The organism is Sporosarcina aquimarina, assembly GCF_019748715.1.
Lineage (GTDB): Bacteria > Bacillota > Bacilli > Bacillales_A > Planococcaceae > Sporosarcina > Sporosarcina newyorkensis.
In genome coordinates, this window is the sequence record NZ_JACLBZ010000039.1 from 71025 (window position 1) to 95820 (window position 24796).

The 24796-nt window shown below is 40.1% G+C and carries 20 protein-coding genes; 14 read left to right on the forward strand and 6 right to left on the reverse strand.

Going from position 1 to position 24796, the window contains the following annotated elements:
• Nucleotides 1-151 precede the first annotated feature (151 nt).
• Nucleotides 152-1837 carry a methyl-accepting chemotaxis protein gene (locus tag H7J92_RS16870; RefSeq protein ID WP_009498783.1) on the reverse strand — a complete coding sequence of 562 codons (1686 nt, stop codon included), beginning with the start codon at nucleotides 1835-1837 and terminating at the stop codon, nucleotides 152-154.
• Between the two features lie 350 nt (nucleotides 1838-2187).
• On the opposite strand from H7J92_RS16870, the gene H7J92_RS16875 reads away from it, so the two are divergent.
• A complete protein-coding gene (locus H7J92_RS16875; protein WP_009498782.1) occupies nucleotides 2188-3597 on the forward strand; it encodes a SulP family inorganic anion transporter in 1410 nt (469 codons plus the stop codon).
• Nucleotides 3598-3609: 12 nt separating this feature from the next.
• Entirely contained in the window at nucleotides 3610-4023 is a 414-nt protein-coding gene (locus H7J92_RS16880; RefSeq protein WP_009498781.1) for a universal stress protein, read from the forward strand.
• Between the two features lie 79 nt (nucleotides 4024-4102).
• Here the strand turns inward: H7J92_RS16880 and H7J92_RS16885 are convergent, their stop codons facing one another.
• Nucleotides 4103-4720 (reverse strand): TetR/AcrR family transcriptional regulator, encoded by a 618-nt coding sequence (locus tag H7J92_RS16885; protein WP_221838158.1) that lies wholly within the window; start codon nucleotides 4718-4720, stop codon nucleotides 4103-4105.
• Between the two features lie 245 nt (nucleotides 4721-4965).
• Between H7J92_RS16885 and H7J92_RS16890 the strand changes: the two genes are divergently transcribed.
• The 3 genes from H7J92_RS16890 (at nucleotide 4966) to H7J92_RS16900 (ending at nucleotide 9555) form a co-directional block, all read left to right on the forward strand.
• Nucleotides 4966-6690 carry an ABC transporter ATP-binding protein gene (locus H7J92_RS16890; protein WP_009498779.1) on the forward strand — a complete coding sequence of 575 codons (1725 nt, stop codon included), beginning with the start codon at nucleotides 4966-4968 and terminating at the stop codon, nucleotides 6688-6690.
• Complete coding sequence (locus H7J92_RS16895) at nucleotides 6687-8546, forward strand: ABC transporter ATP-binding protein (RefSeq protein ID WP_221838159.1); 1860 nt, start codon at nucleotides 6687-6689, stop codon at nucleotides 8544-8546. Before H7J92_RS16890 ends, H7J92_RS16895 begins: the two co-directional genes overlap by 4 nt.
• A gap of 247 nt (nucleotides 8547-8793) precedes the next feature.
• The gene (locus tag H7J92_RS16900) at nucleotides 8794-9555 is read left to right on the forward strand and encodes a GTP pyrophosphokinase (RefSeq protein WP_221838189.1); all 762 of its coding nucleotides are present in this window, start codon (nucleotides 8794-8796) and stop codon (nucleotides 9553-9555) included.
• Between the two features lie 86 nt (nucleotides 9556-9641).
• Here the strand turns inward: H7J92_RS16900 and H7J92_RS16905 are convergent, their stop codons facing one another.
• The gene (locus H7J92_RS16905; protein WP_343228109.1) at nucleotides 9642-10568 is read right to left on the reverse strand and encodes a DUF3221 domain-containing protein; all 927 of its coding nucleotides are present in this window, start codon (nucleotides 10566-10568) and stop codon (nucleotides 9642-9644) included.
• Between the two features lies 1 nt (nucleotide 10569).
• A complete protein-coding gene (locus H7J92_RS16910; RefSeq protein WP_221838163.1) occupies nucleotides 10570-11079 on the reverse strand; it encodes a sigma-70 family RNA polymerase sigma factor in 510 nt (169 codons plus the stop codon).
• 190 nt (nucleotides 11080-11269) lie between these two features.
• Between H7J92_RS16910 and nadX the strand changes: the two genes are divergently transcribed.
• Nucleotides 11270-12052, forward strand: coding sequence for an aspartate dehydrogenase (nadX, locus tag H7J92_RS16915; protein ID WP_078818778.1), 783 nt, complete (start codon nucleotides 11270-11272; stop codon nucleotides 12050-12052).
• A gap of 154 nt (nucleotides 12053-12206) precedes the next feature.
• On the opposite strand, the gene H7J92_RS16920 is transcribed toward nadX, so the two are convergent.
• Nucleotides 12207-12935 (reverse strand): Bax inhibitor-1/YccA family protein, encoded by a 729-nt coding sequence (locus H7J92_RS16920; RefSeq protein ID WP_009498773.1) that lies wholly within the window; start codon nucleotides 12933-12935, stop codon nucleotides 12207-12209.
• A 252-nt stretch (nucleotides 12936-13187) separates the two neighbouring features.
• Between H7J92_RS16920 and H7J92_RS16925 the strand changes: the two genes are divergently transcribed.
• The 5 genes from H7J92_RS16925 (at nucleotide 13188) to H7J92_RS16945 (ending at nucleotide 20638) form a co-directional block, all read left to right on the forward strand.
• Entirely contained in the window at nucleotides 13188-14375 is a 1188-nt protein-coding gene (locus tag H7J92_RS16925) for an AAA family ATPase (RefSeq protein WP_009498771.1), read from the forward strand.
• A 5-nt stretch (nucleotides 14376-14380) separates the two neighbouring features.
• Nucleotides 14381-15820, forward strand: coding sequence for a VWA domain-containing protein (locus H7J92_RS16930; protein ID WP_009498770.1), 1440 nt, complete (start codon nucleotides 14381-14383; stop codon nucleotides 15818-15820).
• Nucleotides 15821-15946: 126 nt separating this feature from the next.
• Entirely contained in the window at nucleotides 15947-18172 is a 2226-nt protein-coding gene (locus tag H7J92_RS16935) for a YcdB/YcdC domain-containing protein (RefSeq protein ID WP_221838165.1), read from the forward strand.
• A gap of 140 nt (nucleotides 18173-18312) precedes the next feature.
• Nucleotides 18313-19899, forward strand: coding sequence for a DEAD/DEAH box helicase (locus H7J92_RS16940; protein WP_009498768.1), 1587 nt, complete (start codon nucleotides 18313-18315; stop codon nucleotides 19897-19899).
• Nucleotides 19853-20638 carry a YqhG family protein gene (locus H7J92_RS16945; protein ID WP_009498767.1) on the forward strand — a complete coding sequence of 262 codons (786 nt, stop codon included), beginning with the start codon at nucleotides 19853-19855 and terminating at the stop codon, nucleotides 20636-20638. Before H7J92_RS16940 ends, H7J92_RS16945 begins: the two co-directional genes overlap by 47 nt.
• Nucleotides 20639-20732: 94 nt before the next feature.
• Here H7J92_RS16945 and H7J92_RS16950 read toward each other — a convergent pair whose 3' ends face one another.
• Nucleotides 20733-21263, reverse strand: a complete 531-nt coding sequence (locus H7J92_RS16950) for an STM3941 family protein (protein WP_009498766.1) — start codon at nucleotides 21261-21263, stop codon at nucleotides 20733-20735.
• Nucleotides 21264-21456: 193 nt separating this feature from the next.
• Here H7J92_RS16950 and H7J92_RS16955 point away from each other — a divergent pair, with 193 nt between their 5' ends.
• From H7J92_RS16955 to H7J92_RS16965, 3 genes are all read left to right on the forward strand, one after another.
• On the forward strand, nucleotides 21457-22827 hold the full coding sequence (locus tag H7J92_RS16955; RefSeq protein ID WP_221838167.1) for an alkaline phosphatase: 1371 nt from the start codon (nucleotides 21457-21459) through the stop codon (nucleotides 22825-22827).
• 207 nt (nucleotides 22828-23034) lie between these two features.
• On the forward strand, nucleotides 23035-23727 hold the full coding sequence (locus H7J92_RS16960) for a response regulator (RefSeq protein WP_221838169.1): 693 nt from the start codon (nucleotides 23035-23037) through the stop codon (nucleotides 23725-23727).
• Nucleotides 23724-24725, forward strand: coding sequence for a sensor histidine kinase (locus H7J92_RS16965; RefSeq protein ID WP_009498761.1), 1002 nt, complete (start codon nucleotides 23724-23726; stop codon nucleotides 24723-24725). The genes H7J92_RS16960 and H7J92_RS16965 overlap by 4 nt, the downstream gene beginning before the upstream one ends.
• Nucleotides 24726-24796: the final 71 nt, after the last annotated feature.

A 24796-nucleotide genomic window follows, 5' to 3' on the forward strand; every position in this document is an offset into this window, starting at 1 on the left:
ATACAACAGTCTAATTTATCTGGCAACCTGAGGCGCGATAGACTACATGTTAAAAAGTGCGAATTTGTAGCTGTGTTATTGTTATTCAAAAAGCGTCTACTCTGTAATTAGAGAAGACGCTTTTATTGGTGTGTTTGAAAGATATGTGATTTTAGAGTTTGAATCGCTGCATCAGTAGATTCAATTCCTCTGCTAGCTTTGCTAAATCATTGGAGTTATTAGCGACTTCCTCCATGGCGCTGCTTGCTTGTTCGGATGAGGCAGACGTTTCTTCTACCCCGGCTGCAGATTGCTCGGTGATTGCTGCAATTTCTTCTATAGAACTGCGCATTTCCTGGCCATTTGCTGAAATGTCGTTTAAGTCTTCAGCTATACTGTGAATTCGATTCGCCATTTCTGTAACAGCTGTACTGATTTTATCGAATGTTTCACCCGTTTGTTTAATTTGGCTTGTTCCTTCTTCGACTTCTTTATACCCGTGCTGCAGTGAATCTGTTACTGTTCTGGATTCATTTTGAATGCGGTTGACGATATCTGTAATGTTTGTGACAGATGAAGAAGATTGCTCTGCAAGTTTTCTCACTTCATCCGCTACGACTGCGAAGCCTTTCCCATGCTCGCCAGCTCGCGCAGCCTCAATTGCGGCATTCAATGCCAATAAATTCGTCTGGCCCGCAATGTCTTGAATGACAGAAACTAGTTCAGAGATTTCTTGCGTGTGCTGATCCAATCCTTCTACTTTAACAACGGCATCGTGAACGATTTGATCAATCACAGCCATTTGCTTGGAGGAAGAATTCATCAATTCACTTCCTTGGTTCGTCATCTCAAGAACCGAAGTGGAAGATTTTTGTACATGCATACCATTTTCATTGGCTTCCATCACTTTTGCTACGAAAGTTTCCATGGAGGATGACAAAATCGTGGCGTTATCGGCTTGAGACTCTGTGCCGTTTGCTAAGTCTTCCATCGTTATGGCAATTTGGGCCGTGCCTGCTTTTACTTCATTTGCTGATTGAGTCAATTCTTCACTTTGTGTAGACACAGTTTCGGCCACATGATTGATTTCATCTAATAAATGACGAGTGCTGGCACTCATTTCATTCGTCGATGCGATTAATTGGCCGATTTCATCTTTAAGATGTGTTTCCATAGGCTCGCTACTTAAATCTCCGCTCGTAATGAGTTTCATTCGATTCATGACGATTCGGAGTGGTCTTGAAATCGAGTTAGCTGTAATTATAGCCGTGGCTATGCTTAAAAGAATGACTAGAACAATTACTCCAGTGACAATAAGTAATGTCGTTTTCCCGTTTGCTAGCATATTTTTCTCTAAATCAATAATAAAATTTTCTCGGTTTTTAGCTGCTTCTTCGTAAGACGACATTAAACTACGAGCTTCATCAGTCATCGACATAACATTACGAAGAGCTTCCTCTTCATTTCCTCTTTCATATTCAGCGAATACTTGTTCAGTAACAAAATTACGCCATTCAACCGTTCTTTCGAATAGGTTAATACTTTCTTGGGTTCCCCCTAGTTTTTTTAAAGATGATTGACGATTTTCACTTTTTTCGGTGTAGCTATTAAACAACTCTTTAAAACTGTCGTCACCTGTCAGAATGAAACCACGAGACGCTGCGAGTTGATTCGCCATATCCAGAGATAGCTGTTCATCTATAATTAAAAGTGGCAGTTCTTTATCTAAAACCGCTTTCGTTAAGTTATTAGAATGATTTAATGTGTAAACGATATAAACACCTAATAAAACAATTAAAATGACTACAGTAGAAAATCCAAACAACATTTTTCCCCGTATGCTTTTGAATGTGCCCATTATTATCCTTATTCCCTTCTTATTTCATAGAGTTTCTTTTACCTATAAAACTGAAGAACTATTGATGTTTAAATAGAACTAAAAGTAATAAGTAAGTAATTCAATTATACCATTTATTTCTGTTGTTATCTATAGAGTGGTAGGAAAGACTAAAAATATAGTTAATAAAAGGCTGAGCAAAGTAATGGTAAAGGTGAGGGTGAGATCACCCAAGTAACGATATAATGAAGAAGTATGCATGCAATTAGATAGCTTGCAGTGTACTATTTATTTATGGAATTGTAGATGATAAGCTAATACCATTCAATTATGAAGTTAAATTAGTTGGAACATCATGAGAGGAGAACAATATGCATACTTTTAAACAGCAATGGCTTGGGAATGTCCGTGCTGATCTTTTGGCAGGCATTGTTGTAGGACTGGCACTTATTCCGGAAGCTCTGGCTTTTGCGTTTATCGTCGGTGTCGATCCGCGTGTCGCGCTCTATGCTTCCTTCACCATTGCGGTCATCACATCATTTGTTGGCGGCCGTCCCGGTCTAATTTCAGCTGCGACTGGTGCGATGGCTTTGGTTCTTGTCAGTTTGATGGCGAATCACGGCTTACAATATGTACTTGCAGCCACTATTTTAACAGGGATTATTCAATTAATCTTAGGGAGTCTGGGTGTTGCGAATTTAATGCGCTTCATTCCAAACTCCGTCATGCTCGGATTCGTCAATGCCTTGGGAATTATGATTTTTATTACGCAAATGCCCTATTTGCTTGGGTCGAGCATGATGACCTATATATTCGCAGTGGTTACTTTAATTTTAGTGTATGCAGTTCCGCGGTTTTTCACGGCAATTCCTGCACCGTTGATTGCGATTGTCGTTATGACGACAGTAGCCCTTTTAAGTGGAGTGAAATTGCAGACGATCGGGGATTTGGGAACAATGCCAAGTTCATTGCCTATGTTTTTTCTGCCGGATATCCCGCTGAACCTCGAAACGCTGAAAATCATTCTGCCGTATTCCTTGGCTTTATCGGTTGTCGGTTTACTGGAATCATTACTGACATCTCAGGTGTTGGACGATATGACGGCTACACCGAGTAATAAAAATAGAGAAGCGCGCGGACAAGGGATCGCCAACTTCATCACTGGTTTTTTTGGCGGCATGGCAGGCTGTGCGTTGATTGGTCAGTCGGTCATCAATATTAAATCAGGAGGCAGGGGACGTTTATCCACATTGACTGCAGGCGTGTTCCTGATTTTTTTAATTATTGTTTTGGGAGATGTGGTTGTCAAAATTCCAATGCCTGTTCTTGCCGGAGTCATGATTATGGTAAGTATGACAACGTTTAATTGGGGATCATTCAAGTTTTTGAGACAAGCACCGAAATCGGAATCAATTGTAATGCTGATTACCGTTGCGATTATTTTATATACACATAATTTAGCGATTGGCGTGGTGATTGGTGTGATTTTAAGCGCACTGTTCTTTGTCGCTAAAATATCTCGTGTGACAGTGACGAAAAATGCAGGGGTATATCGGATTAAAGGGCCATTGTTTTTTGCCTCCACTACAAAATTCATTCAATCATTTGATGATACGGCAGAAAAGGAAATCATCATCGATTTTGGAGATAGCCAGCTTTGGGATGAATCTGCAGTCGGGGCAATATTCAAGGTGAAGCAGAAGCTGGAGGCGAAAGGTACGGATGTTACTATTCGAGGATTGAATGCTTCCAGTGAAATTTTATATAAAAAATTACTCTGAGGGGGAATTTATATGAAGATAGCTGTAGCGGTCGATGGTTCTGAAAATGCTCTGCGTGCCGCAAAACATGCGGTTATGCTTGCTCAATACTTGCCTGGAGCAAATTTAGAGATTATCTATGTACAGGATTATAGTAAGGCAAAAGATGAGCGGCTGCTGTCGCAGAGTCCGGAAAGCCTATCGCTAAAACGTGAGCAAAAAGTGCAACCGATTTTAGAGTATGCACGAGAGGCAGGCGTAAATGCAAGAAGCACGATGCTGAAAGGGAATCCGAGCCTGGAAATCATCAAGTATGTGAACGCGGAGAAAATAGACAAACTCGTCATCGGCAGCCGTGGTTTGAATGCGTTCCAAGAGATGGTGCTTGGAAGTGTCAGTCACAAAGTATTGAAGCATGTGGACTGTCCTGTTACGGTAGTGAAATGAAAATTAGTATTATACGTTAGGTACTTGCAAATTTATTTTGCATGTACCTTTTTTTCATTGTGCAGTGTAAAGAAATAGATTAATCGTTTTGGTATAGACCTCTTTTCAACATATTAATTTCTAGTGTGTATCTTTTTAACGCTTCATCAGGAGTTAGTTGCATAGCAAAGCTTTGAACTATATTTTGGAATGTCACAGCTTTGATTATATTCATCAGGTGAAGTAATTCTCGTTCATTCTCGATAGCCATTTTTTTGGTGTCAACTAATTCCAAAAGCTCTGATCGCCGAGCCATAAAGTTTTCCAAGTCGGTATGGTTTGTAAATGCCTTTCCCACTTTATGATTCATATTTAAAAACGCGTTTTTAAAGAAGATACGGTGCTCTTCACTTTGGAAATCATGTAGCATCGATTGAAAGACACTAATAAAAGTATCTAGCAAGTCCCCATTGTTCAGTTTTAGTTGCAAGGTAAACCTCTCATTATTTCGCTTTACATATTCCTCTAAAATATAGAAAAATAAGTCCTCTAAATCCTCGAAATATTGATAAAAACTTCCCCTCGGTATTTTTGCGCTTTTAATAATATTGGAAATGACTGCTTCATGTAATGGAACTCTGGAAAATTCGTTCTTCGCTGCATTCAGTAAGTTATCTTGTTTTTCAGCAGGTAAATTAAAAAAAGTTTGCTTTGGCATGATTGGCCTCCCACTCAAATTGGTAAGCGATAATACGTCATAAATCTATGATAAATCGCGGCGTGGGACGTGTCAATATAAAAAGTGACAGCATGTCATCTATTCGTTGACATGCTGTCTTGCGTCATTTATTATAAATTAGTAGTAACGAGTGACACGTTGTCACATGTAAGTGATTACTCATAGTCAGCTTCTTCTAAAATCGCTGTGCTTCTAAATCTCTAAAGAATTGAGGAATCCATAGAATGATTAAAATCCTGAAAAATTTATCCGTCTATAAATGGATGGTCGCTGCAATCTTTGGACTTGTTTTCATTCAGGCAATGTCCGAATTGTATTTGCCGACGCTGATGGCGGATATTATCGATAAAGGTGTTGTGGTAGGAGACATCCCCTACATATGGAAGATCGGCGGACTGATGCTCGTAGTCTCTGCACTTAGTGCTATAGCATCCATTGCCGTCAGCTTTTACTCATCAAAAACTGCGATGGGACTGGGCAGGGACATTCGTCGCAAAGTATTTACTCATGTTGAGAATTTTTCACAGCAAGACTTTGATAAATTAGGCACGGCCTCCCTTATCACGAGGACGACCAATGACATTACACAAGTGCAGCAAGTGGTCATTATGATTCTTCGTATGGTGTTAACCGCACCGATTATGTTTGTTGGCGGTTTGATCATGGCGTTATCCAAGGACATGAAATTATCGCTTGTCATCGTAGCGACCATGCCGTTGTTAGTCGGGTTAATTTTATTTATATTGCACAAAGGGATTCCGCTCTTCAAAGCTGTTCAAAAAAGAATCGATCGTTTGAATCTAGTATTACGTGAGAATCTAACGGGTGTGCGGGTCGTTCGCGCGTTTAACCGTGAAAAAGATGAGCAAGTTCGATTGCGCGGAGCAAATGAGGATTTACGAGACGTTTCGATTAAAGTAAACAAAGTGATGGCGTTTATGATGCCGGTTATGATGCTCGTAATGAATTTGACTGTTGTAGGAATCATTTGGTTCGGTGGAATCCGAATTGATAATGGGGCCATGCAGATAGGAGATTTAATGGCATATATTCAATATGTAATGCTGATTATGTCGTCGCTTGTCATGGCTTCAATGATGTTTATCATGATTCCACGTGCTGCAGTTTCCGCGAACCGGATTAATGAAGTGCTTGAAATGGTACCGACATTTTTGGATGAAGGGACAGAAAAGGCGGACAGGGAACGCGCGACACTTCAGTTTGATCAAGTATCATTTAGCTATCCAGGCGCTGAAGAGCAAGCATTATCGAATATTAGTTTTAAATCAAAAGCTGGAGAAGTGACTGCAATTATCGGCGGTACGGGAGCCGGAAAAACAACATTGGTTAATTTAATTCCGCGATTCTATGAAGTGGCGAGCGGAACGATCCGAGTTAACGGTGTGGAAATTAAAGATTCCTCACAGGAAGAAATCCGTTCGAAAATTGGCTTTGTCCCTCAAAAAGCTTTGCTCTTTTCAGGGACGATTGCAGAAAATATCCGTTTTGGTAAAGAAGATGCAACACAAAGTGAAATTGAACATGCGGCTGAGATTGCACAAGCAACCAGTTTCATTGAGCAATTGAAAGATGGATATGAATCCGTTATTTCACAAGGCGGTTCGAATTTATCCGGTGGACAAAAGCAGCGTCTTGCGATTGCACGTGCGCTCGTTCGCAAACCAGATATATATGTATTTGATGATAGCTTTTCAGCACTCGACTACAAGACCGATGCCAATTTACGTGCGGCATTAAAAGAAGAAACGAAAGATGCAACTGTCGTAATCGTTGCACAGCGCGTAAGTTCAGTGATGGATGCGGATCGAATCATCGTCCTCGATCATGGAAAAGTTGCAGGGATTGGGACGCATGAAGAACTACTTCAAACAAATGAAGTGTACCAAGAAATCGTCGAATCTCAGCTGACAGAGGAGGATATCGCATGAGCGAACATAAACAGCGACCATCTCACGGCGGACCGGGCGGTGGTCCTGGCGGCGGAAATATGATGATGGCGGGTCAGAAGCCAAAAGATTTTAAAGGAACTTTTCGTAGACTATTAGGCTATTTGAAACCTCATCGCGGCAAGTTAATCACCGTGTTTTTTGCAGCAGTTTTGAGTACGGTTTTTATGGTTCTGGGTCCGAAGGTGATGGGGAATGCCATTACTGAGCTATTTGAAGGTGCGTATGGAAAGTTTAATGGAATTCCTGATGCGTCTATCGATTTCGGAGCAATTGGCAAATTGCTATTATTGCTAGCAGGCTTGTACGTTACGAGCAGCGTATTCAGCTACATTCAACAGTTCATTATGGCCAGTGTATCTCAAAAGACGGTCTTCGATTTACGTGAAGATGTCAATCATAAGCTGGAGAAACTTCCGCTTAAGTATTACGATGGGCATCCTTTTGGTGATACATTAAGCCGTATGACGAATGATATCGATACAATCGGCAGTACTTTGCAGCAAACAATTACGCAGTTTATCACATCGGTCGTGACGATTGTCGGTATTCTTGCGATGATGTTATGGATCAGTCCGATGCTGACGATTATTGCGCTCGTGACACTACCGTTATCCATCTTTGTAATTCGTCCGTTTTTGAAACGTTCTCAAAAGCACTTCGCGGATCAGCAAAGGACGCTAGGAAATTTGAACGGCCATATTGAAGAAATGTACACAGGTCATCAAGTTGTTAAAGTATTTGGTCACGAGAAAAAGGCTATTGCTGAATTTGAAGATGTTAATGAACAGCTATACGACGCAGGACGGCGTGCCCAATTTATTTCAGGTATTATCATGCCGGCGATGACGCTGATCGGGAACTTAAGCTATGTACTGATTTGTGTAATCGGTGGGATATTAGTTACGCAGCGTGCGATTTCAATTGGTGATATTCAAGCGTTCATTACGTATATGAAGCAATTTACACAGCCGATTACGCAAACGGCGAACATCGCGAATATTATTCAATCCACGATCGCAGCAGCAGAGCGGGTATTTGAGTTGTTGGATGAGGAAGAGGAAATTAGCGAAGTGACCACAGTGCGTTTGCAACATGCAAAAGGTGAAGTGGACTTTAAGCATGTAGACTTCGGTTACGCAGACGAATTATTGATTAAAGATATGAATGTTCATGTGGCTCCCGGTCAGACCGTCGCCATTGTCGGGCCAACAGGTGCAGGGAAGACGACGATCATTAACTTGCTCATGCGCTTCTACGAGCTAAATAACGGGACAATCAAAATTGATGGTATGGATACGCGAAAGATGTCACGCGAAGATTTGCGGACGACTTTTGGAATGGTATTGCAAGACACGTGGCTGTTTAATGGCACGATCAAAGACAATATCGCCTATGGGAATAAACATGCGACTGATGAACAAATCTACGAAGCGGCACAAGTCACACGTGCGGATCAATTCATTCGGACGCTTCCAGAAGGCTATGATACCGTCTTAAATGAAGATGCATCGAATGTTTCACAAGGACAGAAACAGCTGATTACAATTGCACGCGCTGTTCTCGCTAATCCAACAATTATGATTCTGGATGAAGCAACGTCGAGTGTCGATACCCGAACGGAGTTGCTAATTCAGCAAGCAATGAACCAGTTAATGGAAGGCAGAACCAGCTTCGTCATCGCACACCGCCTGTCTACAATACAAGGCGCAGATTTAATTTTAGTGATGGACCAAGGAAAAGTCATTGAGCAGGGAACGCATGAAGAATTATTGGATCAACAAGGATTTTATGCGGATCTCTACAACAGTCAGTTTTCTGATAAACCAGCTGTCTAACCAAAAGTGGAAAGCGCCGTCTAGCCTCGACAGGCGTTGGAGGCTCTACCACAAAGGCGTTCTTTGCCTTTTTGGCAGAGTCGAAACGACCCAAGAGGCTGGTGCTTGGAACTGGATGAACCAAAAGTGGAAAGCGCCGTCTAGCCTCGACAGACGTTGGAGGCTCTACCACAAAGGCGTTCTTTGCCTTTTTGGCAGAGTCGAAACGACCGGAGGAGCTGGCGCTTGGAACTGGAGCGATAAGAGGATGGATCAATATCAGGTAGAACAATTGAAAAGTATGAGAAATGAATTATCAAGATTTATGTTGATGTATAAATTTGCACTGAATGAATTAGAAACAAAAATAGATATATTGAAAGAAGAATTTCGTATTTTACACGATTACAATCCAATTGAAAATACGAAGTCGCGAGTAAAGTCACCTGAAAGTATACTGAATAAACTTCAAAGAAAAGGACACGACATTACTTTTTCAAACATAAAAAGAAATGTGAAGGATATAGCGGGCTTACAAATTACCTGCTCTTTCATTTCAGACATTTATCAGATAAGTGATATGTTACAGCGCCAAAGAGATCTTAAAGTCTTAGAGATCAAGGATTATATTAAAAACCCGAAATCAAATGGTTATCGCAGTCTGCATGTTTTAGTAGAAATACCAGTCTTTATGTCAGATCGAGAAGAACATGTTGCTGTGGAAATCCAAATCCGTACAATCGCCATGGATTTCTGGGCAAGTTTGGAACATAAAATATATTATAAACACAACAAATCAGTTCCACCTCATCTGTTAAGAGAATTAAAGGAAGCTGCCGAATCTGCAATTGCACTAGATCATAAGATGGAGCGTCTTCATCTTGAAATGGCAGCAATGAATGTGAAGGATGAAGAAGAAAGTGCAACACAGCTTACTATTAACGATCAACAGTTTTCGATTCCTAAAGTCTTATTGGATCTTTTAGGTAATGACCGTAGCAAATCGGATACTGTCAGTCTGTCTAACTAGGATACGGATTGAGAAAAAATAGGATATTTCATATAAAAAGCGTTAACTCCTCATTAGCGGAGTTAACGCTTTTGTAAGTTGTTCACTTATTCCCACCCACTCACATCTTCAAACACTTTTTCTTGTTCTGCTTGAGAGACTGGATACGACAATGGATCAAATGTTACGTTAATCTGCCTATATAGAGCAAGTTGCTCAATCGTTTCATCAAACTCAAACCAAGCGGAATCATACGCTGCATCTTGAATTTCTTCAGCCGACATTCCTTCGATTTGATCTTTCTCCACTCCTTGGACAACCAATACTCGACGGTTTTCGATAGCTGCGACTAATCCCTCAAACTCTACGTACACAGAAGAAGGATCGGCAGGAGGGATTTGTTTCTTCTCCATAAATTCAGTGATCACATCCGCATGTGTTTCTAGAAAGGCATCTAGCACTTCACGCTGTGTTGTGTGTTCTGCGGGAGGATTATGATCTAGCCATTCCACGGCCGCAGTGAATTGAATAGTATGCTTATGAATCGTTTGAAAATATTGTTCATAAGTATAGCCGAAATTTTCGAGCTGTGTTTGTTCGACTGAATTCAGTTCCTCTTCATTGAAACCCTCGAAAAAGGTTTGCTGCTCTTTCGCTAATTCTTCTTTCATTGCTTGCTCATCTGCTAAGTAGCCAAGTGACTTTGCATATTCGATTAAGGAATCTGATTCTACTAATCTTTGCATAACAACAGTGCGCAATTCATCTGGGTCTTCAATTTCGTGTTGTTCGCTTTTCAGAAGAAGATCATAGAGCTCCTCATTCACTTCATATTCACTGCCATCCTTTTTCAAATACTCTCCTTGGAACACATTGAATGTAAAGAAAAGAACAGCGGTCATAACAATAACAGTAGCAACTAAAGGAAAAGGATTTTTTCTTTTAGACTTTCTTTTTCCAGAAAGAACTCTTTGTTTCAATTCTTCTTTATCAGTAGTAACATCTCCAACAATCCTATCCAAGCTTCTTTTCACTTCATTCAATGGAAAGCACCTCCCAGTAATCAGATGACAACGCGTTCTTAAGTAATTTGCGTGCTTTAATCATTCTCGTTTTCACCGTGTTTTCCGATAGATTGAGGAATTGAGCAACCTCTCTCATGTTGTATTCTTCATAATAATAAAAGAGTATAATTTCCCGATACTTAATGGGGAGCTTCAATACTGCGATTGCAATCTCTGCTTTCTCTTCTTGCAAAATTAATGGATCACGTTCGTTATGTATAGTTTCGATCCAGTCCTTACCAAATTGCAGATGACGAAATGACCAGCTTCGCAAATAATCTTTACAGCGATTGACCGTCAGTTTCGTTAAATATGCGCGAATCTTTCCTAGTTCCTCGTAGTTTGCTGTGCCATAAAAAGAAATGAATACTTCCTGTACGATATCTTTCGCCGTTTCCCGATCTCGTAAATAAAAACAAGCCATTTTCAGTAGATGTTCCCCGTATTCATCCATGACTTTTTCCAAATCTACTGAATCCATTTGCCATCACCGCCTTTCTACTACTATAACGAAGCTCGAGTTGGAATAGTTTTAAAACAGGGGGAACTAGACGCTAAACGATAGTGTGAACGCCTGACGTACAAGTCGTTTCAGAAGTATGCACTTTTTTGCTGTCTTTCATTAGAGGAACAGAGAAGGTTCTGTATAATAGAGAAAGAGGTGTTGTGAAATGAAAATCGGAGTAATTGGAACCGGCAACATAGCGCAGTATTTATTGGAAAGTATAAATGCCGGTGGAAAACTGGAAGGCGAGATTACTTCACTATTTGGCCGGAATCAAGAAGTGGGTTCCCGGTTGGAAACAAAATATGGTATAAAGTTTTATACGGATTTTCAGGAATTTATTAATTCCCCAGTCGATATTGTAATAGAAGCTGCTACGATTGAAGTGGCCATTCAGCATATGGAAGATGTCTTAAGAAGTAACAAAGATCTCATTTTGAGTAGTATTGGGGTCTTTAAAGACGTGAAGTTTTTTCGGGAAATGAGTGACCTGGCACGTGTTTGTGGTCAGCATATTTATCTTCCTTCAGGCGCAATTGGCGGTTTGGATCTTTTGCAATCGGCCAATTCGATTGGCGGATTGAAGGAAGTCGGCATTACGACAAGGAAATCATACGAATCATTGGGCTTGGAATTAAAAAATGAAGAAGAATGTTTATTTGACGGCATGGCGCTTAATGCTATCGAAAAATTCCCTAAAAACGTCAATGTTGCCTTGTTGCTGTCGATTGCAGGGCTAGGAGCCGATCAAACGAAAGTACGTGTCATCGCAGATCCTTTGGTCAAAAGAAATACGCATACAATCGAAGCAATAGGTGATTTCGGCAAGATGAGTTTGACGATCGAGAATGAACCCATGCCCAACAATCCGAAAACAAGCTATCTCGCTGCGTTGAGCATTTTATCGACCTTAAGAAATAAAGGGAATTCGGTTATCGTGGGGAGTTGATAGGTTTTTCTGAATGTATACTACAAGAAAAATCTGATTAAAATTGATTTGGAAACTCGAATCTATATACAATTAATAAAGATGAGCTCTTTAACTAGTTTTAGGCATTCGCCTACATAGTAAAGAGCTCATCTTTTTAAAGTTTAAAATATACTTATTTACTTCGAATTTTGGAAAGCAACCGCAATATTTCAAGATACAGCCATACCAACGTTACCATCAATCCAAATGCGCCATACCATTCCATATACTTCGGTGCCTGTTGTTTGACACCTTCTTCAATGAAATCAAAATCCAGAACTAAGTTCAATGCAGCAACGATGACAATGACGACAGAAATTATAATACCGATAGGGCCCGTTTCATGTATGAAAGGGACGCCCATCCCGAAAAAGCGAAGAATGAGGTCGGCAATGTAAACGAAGAAGATGGCGCCCGTTGCAGCAAATACCCCTAGCTTGAAGTTTTCAGTCACTTTGATCCATCCTGAGCGATAAGCAAACAGGAGGGAAAGCAAAGTACCGAGTGTTAGCAAGATAGCCTGGGTTGTTATTCCTTCAAATTGTGTTTCGAACATAGCAGAAATCCCGCCAATAACAAGCCCTTCCAACAATGCATACAAGGGAGCGGTATAAGGAGCTGCTTTTTTAACGAAAATTGTAATGAGAGCAACTACAAAACCGCCCAATAGACCGATCCAAAGCAGGCTTTGGATATCCTTGCCTGCAAAGTATTGCGTCCATGTGAAGAATGCAGTTGCGCTCAATAGCAAGAACAGAATGAATGTCTTATTCACAGTTCCTTGAATGGTCATGGTAGAACCGCTATCAACCTCTAGTCCACGAAACGTGTCTTTCCCCAAACTCGGGTTGGATGATCTCATACAACACATTCCTTTCTAAGTAATAGTTTAATTATTTAGTATACGACTAACATCTCTTATAGTTTCATTTGAATTTGATAAGTGTAATAGAAGTGGGAGATATCGTACATTGCATCAAGTTTAACCAGATAAATGATAGACGCTAAATATATTGCAGCTATGAGGTTAAATCGGTGAAGTTTCCACCAAACTGTTATATAGAACGATTCAACAGGACGAATTGCATACCAAACAAATCGAGGAGTTATAAAAATGATGAACACAAATATACTAAAGTTGGAAGAAATCAGACAGTCATTGAATGCAAAGTTTTATGAACGCGAAAGTGAAGTGGAAGGAATTCTTGTGGCACTTCTCGCGAGGCAACATGTGCTTCTGATCGGACCTGCGGGAACAGCTAAATCTGCTTTGTCTGCTGAACTTGCGAAAATCGTGGAAGGATCAAAATACTTTCAATGGTTACTGACTAGATTCAGCACGCCGGAAGAAGTCTTCGGCCCATTATCATTAAAAGACCTCGAAAAAGGCATATATAAACGGAATACAGCGACTAAAATGCCTGAAGCTCATTTGGTGTTTTTGGATGAAATCTTTAAGGCTAATTCTGCAATCTTAAATAGTTTGCTGACCTTGATTAATGAGCGGCTTTTCTATAATGACAGCGCACCTACCGAAGTTCCTTTGATGTCCGTCATCGGTGCTTCCAATGAATACCCAGAAGACGGCGAAGGTCTTGAAGCATTATTCGACCGTTTCCTTCTGCGTTTCGAGATCAATTTCATTACTGATGAATTGAATTTTCTCTCGATGATGAAAGATGCAGGACAGAATAAAGAAATGCCGGCAATGACGTTGGAAGATTTAGTGCAGCTTCAAGAATTGACGGATCGTGTTGTAATTCCTGATGAAATATACGGGATCTTAGCGAAACTCAGGAGAGAGCTGCAAGACGAGGGAATTCAGCCTTCCGACCGAAGATTCAAGCAATCATTATGCATTTTGCAAGCAAAAGCGTTGATCAATCAAAGAAGAACGGTGCAGGTTGACGATGTGTTAATACTTGAACACGCTCTCTGGGAAACGCTCGATCAAAAAGAAACCGTCTCGATTATTGTTCGCAGACATGCACAGGACGCTGTGGTCCGAATGCTCGATTCCATACAAAATGAGGCTGAAGAAGTGCTAGATGCTACATTTCGGGATCATTCAACAGAAGTAGGAATGGAAGCGACTCAAAAAATGAATAATTTACTGTCTACTCTAAATCAACTTAAAGAAGCTAACCAAAGCAGGAAGTCGGAAATTGACGAAGTACTCGATAAAGTAAAATCAATGTACCAGGAGATCCAAAATTACACACTGGATCCGGCATATTTTTATCATACTGGTCGGAAAAAGGATAAGAATGTTAAGTCGAGTGGTATCTTTTTCAGGATGTAAGGAGGATGAAGTTCTTGCAAAGAAGCAAAGTAATTAAAGATCAACGTTCCGTACTGAATACAGATGCTTTTGACAAACGACGGTTCAAGGAACTATTTGAGATGTCTGATGAACTTCAAAAGGTGAGAGCGGAAGGGATTCTGCCGACGATGGAGCCTTTATTGAGCGATGTTTGGGCTTCTTTGTATAAGATGAAGCCCCGAATCCTTATTGGAGAGATTGACGCGGTATTGAAGTCCAATCAAACACTAATAAAGAGGGTCATGTCCGATGAACAGTTCGAAAACTTTCGTCGCTTTACACGATTAGATGACTTATCAGCTGCAATTTGTACCGTGAAGTTCGGTGAAAAAATAAATGAGTGGTTGGACGATTCACAACAGCAGGACGAGGAGCTTGGGATGCTGTTGAATGCAATACGGGAACAATTACCGGGTAAACAATCAGAAGAAATAGAGGAGGTAGAGAATGGGCCCTTACAGGAACTTGAAAGAGCTGCACTTGAGTTAGATGAGAAATTACAGCTGACATTTGAAACGAATGGCGACCGGTTCTTACAGGCATTAGACGAAGCAAAGGAAGAAACAATACGGATAAAAGAGAGTTTGATATCTTTAATGGGAGGCTTAAGTGCGGGCAAAGGTGCTGCAGACTTAAAGAATATTCCATTACGTAATCAGTTGTCTTTGGCAGAGAAAATTGCGACGGATCCCAAAATGCAGCAGATTGCAGAATGGGCAGGCCGATTCAAACAGATTGCCCAGAATAAACAAAAGCTGAATTATACGGCTGCGATGGAAAGAAGGGACGTAACGCTGGGGAATGAATTGGAAAGGTTGCTTCCGATGGAACTTGCCTTGTATACGCATCCTGCGGTAAGGAATGAGTTTCTACGTCGCTATGCAGAAGGAGAGATCATGCAATACGAACAGAAAAAGCGTGAGCAGTTGGGAAAAGGTCCGATTGTAATTTGTTTGGACCAGTCCGGTAGCATGAAGCTACTGGACAACCAATCAAAAGGCTTCTTATTAGCGCTACTAGCCATCGCAAAAAAGCAACGCAGAGATCTTTGTGTAGTGTTATTTTCCACGAGCATACAAAGCTTTACATATGAAAAAGGAAAAATAACAGCGCCTGAATTGATTCGTCTGGTGCGTACCTATCTGGGCGGTGGTACAGACTTCAAGTTGCCGTTGAATGAGACGTTGAAAGTAATCAACAAAAGCCGTTTCAAACAAGCGGATGTAATTTTCATCACCGATGGAGAAGATGAACTCAGTGAAGCTTTTCTTAATGAATTTAATCAAAAGAAAAGAGAAAAGAAATTTAATGTTCTTTCACTCGTGATTGGAAATCATACAGATGTAACAGAATACTTTTCAGACAAAGTGTTACATGTGACAAACTTTGATGAAGAAGGAAGCTTTGCTGCTTTTGAAATTTAAGGAATGTTCTCCCCCTGATAAACATAAACATCTTTAAGTATTGTCCAATTACATAAAAATGTAGATTTCATCTTGTGTAACTAATTGTTTAATTGGAAAAAAACATTTTTTCCTAGGGGGATTATATTGATTAATAGTAAAAAAGTTAGCGCGCTAGTGGCTTCCTCAGTTTTATCTATTGGCATGTTTACACCGATTGCCGATGCATCATCCACTGTGTATGGACAACCAGAAAAGGTGCGAATCCAATTAGCTTCCGTAGAAACTGCTTATAAGAAAGAGGATTTGATCCAGAAATTTCGGCAGCTATTCCCAAATCAATTTGAATTTCTGACAGCTAGTGATTTTCAAATGAGCAGCGCACATATTTTTCCGGATGATGAAACCATACGCTATGATCTCCAATTCACGAAAGTTTTGAACGGCAAGCGGTTGTATGGATACGTAGGATTTATTGGAGAAGAGTTGGAAGTAGAGTACTTCTCGTATCAGCCTGCCAATATCGCAGATGCACTGTTCCCGGCAAAGGTTACAAAGGAAGAGGCCGGCAAAGTTGCAGAAGGATTTATGAAGAAATTTCTTGATGGAAAAGACTATCAATTAGAATCGGACACATCTAATTATTTTTCGAATCAGTTATTGACGGAACCAATCCGTTATTCTTTTACTTTCACGCGAACAAAAAACCAAGTACCTATTGCGGATCAGATGATTGAAGTATACGTTCTAGGAAATGGAGAAATCGGCGGTTTCTACAAAACTCAACAGAATCAGGGGTCTTCCACTTTTGCGGATGTCAGTAAAGTTAAAGCTAATGAAGAGATGTTAAAGAAAGTAAAAGATCATTTGTCTGTGGATTTGAACTACCAAATTAATTATAACTACGAAACGGGTGACCGCAATGTGCAGCTCGTTTATCAACCGACGAACAGGCTGCAAGGAGTACATGCACTTTCAGGGGATTGGCTGACTCAAAACGGATATACAGCAAATTTCCCAGCGAAGAAGAAAATTGAAAAGCTGACGGCGAAGCCGCTTTCTCCACGACAAGAAGGGGTGACGGTAGCAGAAGCTAAGAAGATTGCCGAACAACTTCTTGCTGTCACTTCAGACAAAGTAAAATTAACGATCGAATCTATTCAAGAGACACAGAATTATAATGGTCAAGACGTCATCAGTGTTGAGTATATGTACCATTATGCGAATGGAGGACACGGATCAAATTTAGAAATTAATAAACAGACAGGGGAAGTCGTTCAATACTATAATTTTGAAGAAGAGTTGCTTAGAGAAATGGAGAAGAATGCAACAACGGAGAACTCACTTACCGAACAAGAGGCGTTGAAAAAAGCGATTGCATACGCAAAAAAATGGGCTCCTTCTTATTTGCATAACTATGGGATGCCGGTTGAGGACCCTTCCTTTGATGAACGAACGGGAACCTATCAATTTTCATTCCCGAGACTTGTCAATGGAATAGTCGTAATCGGTGATCAAATTAGCATTGGTGTCGGAGCAGATGGTTCTCTCAATAGTCTCAATATCGATTATCAGGAGATAGAGAATTGGCCGTCAAGCGATAAAGTGATTAGCGACGAACAGGCGAAAACGCTGTTGAAGGATGCACTTAGCCTAAAGCTTATGTACATGAATCCAACACAAAATGAAAAAAGGAACCAGTATGATCTAATCTATGTGCCTGTGTTTAAAGGAGATATGTATAGTTATCTGGATGCCAATACAGGAAAATGGAATAACCTATTTGATGCGGATCAATCAATTGCAATTTCGCATCCTTGGGCAGAAGCAGAGCTGAATTATCTACTGAATTCGAAAGTGCTGGATGTAAAAGATGTGGAAAAGTTTAATGCAGATGCGCCTGTTTCAAAAGGAGAAGCATTGAAGGTGCTTGTGAATTCGCTTACCTACTTCCATCATGGTGACTATTTCTTTGGTCAAGAGGAGCCGACTCAAACATTCGATAATATAGGTGTTAAGCACCCTTTGTATTCTGTAGTTGAACATGCAGTCGAAGCGGGGATTATTAATCCGGATAAGAAATTTGATGCGGACTCGTCGATAACAAGAGAAGAATTGGCAGTTTGGTATGTACGAGTTCTTGGACTTGAGCAAGCGGCTAAGGATAGTAGTATGTATAAACTAAGCTTTGACGATACTGAAAAAATTGAAACTGACAAAAAAGGGTATGTGGCGGTCGCCAACTCAATGGGATTATTGAAAACGGAGAAAAATTTATTCAATCCAAAACAGGAAGTATCATACGCAGAATTAGCAGTCTCCACAATTCGTCTTGCTCATGCAATGGTCGATTTAGGAAGAGATTTACACTAAGCTGTTTGAGTGATGCTGTCCAATCAATCCTTAAAATAAAACAAGTGACAAAAGCAATTTGGCTTTTGTCACTTGTTTTCATAAGAATTTCTTTTTTGGACACCCTAACAAAAATGAAAATTTAGTTTGGGGTGAACAAAATGCTGATTGAAAGATCATCTGCTTGGCAAGAAGCCTTCATTGAACGACTGGAAAACCGTGAGCAATGGGATAGTTGGACATTGTATAAGATGAGTTATGATATTTCCAAAAACAATTTAATTACCGATTTTAAAGGGCTGCAGTCACTTAAATACTTACCGAATGTAACACCGCTTGCTCATCAATTGGAAGTGGCAGAACGAGTCATTGAGGAAATGAATGGGAAAGCAATTTTAGCTGATGAGGTAGGGCTAGGAAAAACAATCGAAGCGGGATTAATCTTAAAAGAGTACCTCATTCGCGGTCTTGTTAAAAAAGCACTTATCTTGGTTCCGGCATCGCTTGCCAATCAATGGGTAGAGGAGCTGCAGCTGAAATTTCATATCCCAGCGATGCTTTATAGAAAGAATTTTGATTTGGATTATCTGGATGTTGTAGTTATGAGCATGGATACTGCTAAACGAAGTCCTCATAAAGAGAAAATTTATGCGCAGGATTATGATTTAATCATTGTGGATGAGGCACATAAATTAAAGAATCATAAAACAATCAGTTATACGTTTGTGCAGAATCTAAAGAAGAAGTTTTGTTTGCTATTGACGGCAACGCCTATTCAAAATGATGTTTTTGAATTGTTCTACCTCATCACTTTATTGAAGCAAGGGCATCTGGGATCCTACGAGACCTTTAAATCTACGTTTTCCGCAAATAAACGAGATGTGGAGCAGGATAGTTTCTTGAATGAATTGGTTAACCAAGTAATGGTTAGAAATAGACGGCAGGATACAGGGATTGAATGGACAAATCGTCAAGTTCAAGTAATCCCGGTTGAGTTTACAGACAAAGAACGAGAAGCCTACGAACTTATTTCGGGGTTAAAAGATGTGTCTTCCGTATTTTCTGGTGCTTTTTCAACCATTACTCTGCAGAGGGAAATGTGTAGCAGTCAGGAAGCTACTCTTGGTACTTTGAAGAAACTCAGCGCGGATTGCAGAAGTACGGACGAAATAGCATATGTGAATGAAGTAATTCAGCAACTGGGGAATCTATCGGTTCATTCGAAAGCGGAAAAAGCAGTGGATCTTATTATAAAGGCGAATGACAAGGTCATCCTTTTCACTGAATATCGGGCTACCCAAATGTACTTGTGTGAGTATTTTCATTCGAAAGGCATTTCGAGTGTCTTATTTAATGGTAAATTAAGCAAAAACAGCCGAGAGTGGATTAAGCACCTATTCAAGCAAAATGCCCAAGTGTTAATTGCGACTGAGTCGGGAGCAGAAGGAATTAACCTTCAGTTTTGCCATCATGTCATTAATTATGACTTACCTTGGAATCCGATGAAGTTAGAGCAAAGGATCGGACGTGTTCATCGTCTGGGACAAGAGCATGATGTGCACATATATAATTTAGCGATTCAAGATACGATCGAGGATCATATATTGGGAGTGCTTCAAGGGAAAATAGAGGTTTTTGAAAAGGTCGTTGGGCAGCTCGACGATATTTTAAAGACCACTAAGAAATCAGAGGAGGATGTACATGTATCCGCAACAAATCCACGGATATCTAAGACAATTCTTCAATGAAAATAATTGCCCGATTGTCAATGGAAATGAACACTATATGACTGTCCAGTTAACGGTGGAGATGGATAAAAAGATTATGAACCGTCCATTTTATTGGAGATATATAGAAAGTGTTAATGAGACGCCTAATCCGGCACAAATTACGCTTATCACGAATATTCAACAGCTAAATGAAGGAGTTAAAGGTGAAGTGGTGCATTTAGGTTCACCTCGCCTTCATCAATTATTTCAAGTAACGAAGGATATGGGTTCATATGTGAAGATGTATGAGCAGCTCCAAACAAGACAAGGCGAACAAGCAGTTTTGACGCCATGGTTGAGTGTAAATTATAAAATTTCATTTAGAAGTCAACAAACGAAAGAGGCTCTTCATTCGTTAGGCATCAACTTGATGACAGGAGCTGTTTTCCAGGAATTCCAGGGGAAACTGAACAATTTGAACTTGGCAATGGAGCCGCCTGAAAATGTTTTTAACTTACCGTATATCATTACTCCTGTCCGAGCTTTGGATCGGTTAGATGCTGTAATCGATAGGATTGTTGGAGAAGAAGATCGAAACTGGGCAGTGGAATCGAAGAAGAGATGGCAAAAGGATCAAGCGGTATTGGATTATTTTTATGAAGGACAAGATGTTAAACCAGAATGTTATGAGATTGAAAAACAGGCGATGGAAGAACGATTTAAACCTCGTATTACAATTGAGATAGTCAATGGAGGATTGTTTTATCTACGTAATTAATTCGTTTGGAATTAGAGTTTCAGGAGTATGAAAATAGCGGGGACATGAAAGGCGGTACGCGCTTTTTATGTCCCCGCTGTTATGTAGTCTACAATCATTCACTCGGCAGCGTCACTGAAGAATCCATAACCCATCGGTGCTCAATTTCTTCAAAGATTGTTTCTATTGAACAGGCAAGGTTTTTTACAGGAATATTCACTTGGGCATCGACTAAGCCTCTGTTAGCCCCATTCAACAATCTTTTTGCCCCGCTCGTTCGATTAATGATCAACTTAGGATCGTATGTAACAATGCCGAGAAATGTTTGTCCGGAAAAAGTGTATAGGTTGAATTCTTTTATGTCCTCCCACTTCACCAATCCGGCAGCTAAGTAACTAGAGCGATCAATAATACCTTCAACCGAAATAATTAACGCTGGTCTTCTGTTTAGGAGTTCTTTTAAATAAAATATGCCACACCAGCCAAAGAACAGCAATGTTATGACACCGACGATTCCTATCCAAATTGGAGCTTCGCCATATATGAAAAGAAGTGTGAAAATAGTGCCGAGTAATACAAATACAATAGATAAGAAACTTAACATTAGCATTCTAGAACGCTTCGGATAGATAATAAATTCCTCCATATGCAACCCTCCTCAGTTAAAGATTATCACTTTGTATTCTAAGTTGCACGGATGATAGTAGGGTACAGCATCCCAGAATATTGGGGAGCCAGGTTCTCAAACCTTTACATATCTTAACATGTTGTTTAAACGACCTTAACAATCTCTCATTATACTTGTCCTTGGAAGTACAAAAATAGGAGGTCGTGTAATCGTGAGAAAAAAGTTTTTGAAGAGAGCTCTACCGATTGCTGTTGTTTCTAGTATCTTGATTGGAGGAATGGTTGGAGAAATTTCTAATCCTAGCGTTCAAGCCGTAGAAATAGCCGAAAAAGATCCGGAAATCAAAAATGTGATCTTCTTGATTGGTGACGGAATGGGTACCTCTTATACGTCTGCATATCGCTACTTTAAGGATGATCCTAGTACGCCGTATGTGGAGCGAACGGAATTTGACAAATACCTAGTAGGTCAGCAAATGACTTATCCAGACGATCCGAAGCAAACTATTACCGATTCTGCCGCTGCTGCGACTGCTATGTCGGCAGGGATTAAAACATATAATAACGCAATTGCTGTCGATAAAGATAAGAAAAGAGTGAAAACAGTTCTTGAAGCAGCAAAAGAAGCTGGAAAGTCTACTGGACTAGTAGCCACTTCTGAACTTGCCCATGCGACACCTGCTGCATTCGGTGCGCATAATGAGAGTCGTAAAAACATGGATGCGATTGCAGATGACTATTATAATGAAATGATCAACGGTGAGCACACAGTAGATGTACTTCTAGGTGGCGGTAAAACAAACTTTGTTCGTTCGGATATTGATTTGACAAAGTCTTTTCAAAAGGACGGCTATAGTTATGTTACGAATACATCAGAATTACGAGCGGATGATAACGAGCAAGTTCTTGGTTTATTTGCGGATGGCGGGCTTGATAAAATGATTGACCGCAGAGAAACTACACCGTCTTTGGAAGAAATGACACAAGCGGCGATTGATCGATTAAGTAAAAACGAGAATGGATTTTTCATGATGGTCGAAGGAAGTCAGATTGACTGGGCGGGTCATGCAAATGATGTCGTAGGAGCAATGAGTGAAATGGAAGACTTCGAAAAGGCATTTAAAGCAGCAATTGATTTTGCTAAAGAGGATAAGCATACTCTGGTCGTTGCCACTGCAGACCATTCAACAGGTGGTTTTTCTATTGGAGCAGACGGAGCATCTAACTGGCTGGTTGACACTGTAGCTTCAGTCAAACGAACGCCTGCCTTCATTGCGGATCAAATCTTGAAAAGTGGAAAAGTAGAGGAAAGTCTCAAGCTGTATATTGATCAAGAATTGTTTCCATTAACAGATGACGAAGTCAAGTCCGTTGAAAACGCAGAAAAGAACAGCGAGGACATCGAGATCGCGATTAAAAAGGTTATCGACAAGCGCTCCTATACTGGCTGGACGACTGGCGGTCATACTGGGGAAGACGTTCTAGTCTATGCATACGGTCCATCAAGCGAAAACTTTGCAGGCCTCTTAGATAATACAGATCATGCCAAACTGATTTTTGATATAATTGAAGGGGAAAACTAGTAGATTGATCACGCTATAAACTAACCAAAAGAAGTGAAAAAAACCCATCCAATTTGAGGAGATATCTCAAGGATGGGTTATTTTGTTTGAAAATCTCCTTTAGGGGACACCGACTTGCCAGGAAATTTTGATTATATCTCCATATAGGATAAAATAGGATCTTAATTGAAATTGAATATCTGTATGATGAAAAATGAGGTGGGTTCCGTGTTCACGATTATGCTGATCGAAGATGATCAAACATTATTTCAAGAAGTAAAAGAACGCCTAACACAATGGTCTTATAAGGTGGCAGGCGTGACCAACTTTTCAAATGTTCTCCAGGAATTTACGGAAATTAAACCGGATTTAGTTATCATCGATATCCAGCTGCCAAAGTTTGATGGTTTTCATTGGTGCCGAATGATCCGCTCGCATTCAAATGTGCCTATTATATTTTTATCGTCAAGAGACCACCCGACGGATATGGTGATGTCCATGCAGCTTGGTGCGGATGATTTTGTGCAAAAGCCTTTTCATTTTGATGTCCTGATTGCGAAAATCCAAGCTACTTTGCGCCGTGTTTATAATTATAATACCGAGCAACCGCTTGAATTAAAGACTTGGTGCGGCGCGACGATTGATTTTATTAAAGGGACTGTCTCAAATGAAACCGGATTAATCGAACTCACGAAAAATGAACTCTTTATTTTGAAATTACTTGTTGAACGAAAGAATGAAATTGTAACGCGCGACGAATTAATCACGAGTTTATGGGATGATGAACGATTTGTAAGTGATAATACGTTAACGGTCAATATTAACCGATTGCGAAAAAGGCTTGCTGAAATCGGTTTGGGTGAAGTAATTGAAACAAAAGTTGGTCAAGGTTATATGGCAAAGGAAGAATCATCGATATGATACGATATTTCATAAAAGAAAGGGTCAGCTGGATTCTGTTCTTTTTGTTTTTTCAGCTCCTGGTTTTATTGATGGGCTTCTTAGATGTGAGTATCCCTTTTCAATCTGTGGGATACATTGTATTTTTATCTTGTTTGTTCTTCTTCATATTTCTCATCGTGCGCTACTATAAAGAAACTCGGTTTTATCATGAATTAAAACGTCATAACCAATCATTCGATTTGACGACAGTGCCTCACGCCAACAGTCCTTTTGAAGAGATCGTTTCTGAAATGATTTCCGAGCAAAATACCACATATAAAAGTCAGCTGAATGAATTGCGAGTTAGCGTGGAGCAAGAGAAGGATGAGATACTCAACTGGATCCACGAAGTGAAGACACCATTAACGACGATGCAGTTAATGATTGATCGTATAACGGATCAACCACTCCGTTCTCAAATAATGTATGAGTGGCTTAGAGTCCATTTGTTGCTTGATCAGCAATTACATCAAAAACGCATTCCCTTCATTCAAAATGATTTATATATAGAGAAGACGGATTTACAAATATTGATCTTTCAGGAGATAAAGTCATTAAAATTATGGTGTGTGCAGAAGGGGATCGGTTTTGATGTGAACTTAGAAATAAAAGAAGTTCTTACGGATGCTAAATGGCTTGGTTTTATCGTCCGACAGCTTTTAACAAACGCTGTGAAGTACAGCGAGGCTTCTGATATCCGAATCCACAGCTTCGTTGAAAACGGCAACAAGAAACTCTCTATACAAGATTTTGGACGCGGCATTGATGCAAGAGATCTTCCACGGATATTCGATAAAGGTTTTACTAGCACGCTGAACCATCACGATCACGCCGCGACGGGGATGGGATTGTATTTAACAAAGTTAGTGGCAGAGTCACTACATCTTGATCTTCAAGTCCAATCCAAAATAGGAGAAGGCACTGTGATTACGTTAACGTTTCCACAAGAAAATGAATTCGTGCGTTTAAGCATGTGACGAGAATGTCACATGCTTTTTATGATTGTCATGTCAAACACAGGAGAAAGATGGATGGAATGATTAGAATA

What these genes read in the sequence shown, in the direction of transcription:
- H7J92_RS16870 (WP_009498783.1), bottom strand. Translation starts at nt 1,837, where the DNA reads ATGGGCACATTCAAAAGCATACGGGGAAAAATGTTGTTTGGATTTTCT.
- H7J92_RS16875 (WP_009498782.1), top strand. Translation starts at nt 2,188, where the DNA reads ATGCATACTTTTAAACAGCAATGGCTTGGGAATGTCCGTGCTGATCTT.
- H7J92_RS16880 (WP_009498781.1), top strand. Translation starts at nt 3,610, where the DNA reads ATGAAGATAGCTGTAGCGGTCGATGGTTCTGAAAATGCTCTGCGTGCC.
- H7J92_RS16885 (WP_221838158.1), bottom strand. Translation starts at nt 4,720, where the DNA reads ATGCCAAAGCAAACTTTTTTTAATTTACCTGCTGAAAAACAAGATAAC.
- H7J92_RS16890 (WP_009498779.1), top strand. Translation starts at nt 4,966, where the DNA reads ATGATTAAAATCCTGAAAAATTTATCCGTCTATAAATGGATGGTCGCT.
- H7J92_RS16895 (WP_221838159.1), top strand. Translation starts at nt 6,687, where the DNA reads ATGAGCGAACATAAACAGCGACCATCTCACGGCGGACCGGGCGGTGGT.
- H7J92_RS16900 (WP_221838189.1), top strand. Translation starts at nt 8,794, where the DNA reads ATGGATCAATATCAGGTAGAACAATTGAAAAGTATGAGAAATGAATTA.
- H7J92_RS16910 (WP_221838163.1), bottom strand. Translation starts at nt 11,079, where the DNA reads ATGGATTCAGTAGATTTGGAAAAAGTCATGGATGAATACGGGGAACAT.
- nadX (WP_078818778.1), top strand. Translation starts at nt 11,270, where the DNA reads ATGAAAATCGGAGTAATTGGAACCGGCAACATAGCGCAGTATTTATTG.
- H7J92_RS16920 (WP_009498773.1), bottom strand. Translation starts at nt 12,935, where the DNA reads ATGAGATCATCCAACCCGAGTTTGGGGAAAGACACGTTTCGTGGACTA.
- H7J92_RS16925 (WP_009498771.1), top strand. Translation starts at nt 13,188, where the DNA reads ATGATGAACACAAATATACTAAAGTTGGAAGAAATCAGACAGTCATTG.
- H7J92_RS16930 (WP_009498770.1), top strand. Translation starts at nt 14,381, where the DNA reads ATGAAGTTCTTGCAAAGAAGCAAAGTAATTAAAGATCAACGTTCCGTA.
- H7J92_RS16940 (WP_009498768.1), top strand. Translation starts at nt 18,313, where the DNA reads ATGCTGATTGAAAGATCATCTGCTTGGCAAGAAGCCTTCATTGAACGA.
- H7J92_RS16945 (WP_009498767.1), top strand. Translation starts at nt 19,853, where the DNA reads ATGTATCCGCAACAAATCCACGGATATCTAAGACAATTCTTCAATGAA.
- H7J92_RS16950 (WP_009498766.1), bottom strand. Translation starts at nt 21,263, where the DNA reads ATGGAGGAATTTATTATCTATCCGAAGCGTTCTAGAATGCTAATGTTA.
- H7J92_RS16965 (WP_009498761.1), top strand. Translation starts at nt 23,724, where the DNA reads ATGATACGATATTTCATAAAAGAAAGGGTCAGCTGGATTCTGTTCTTT.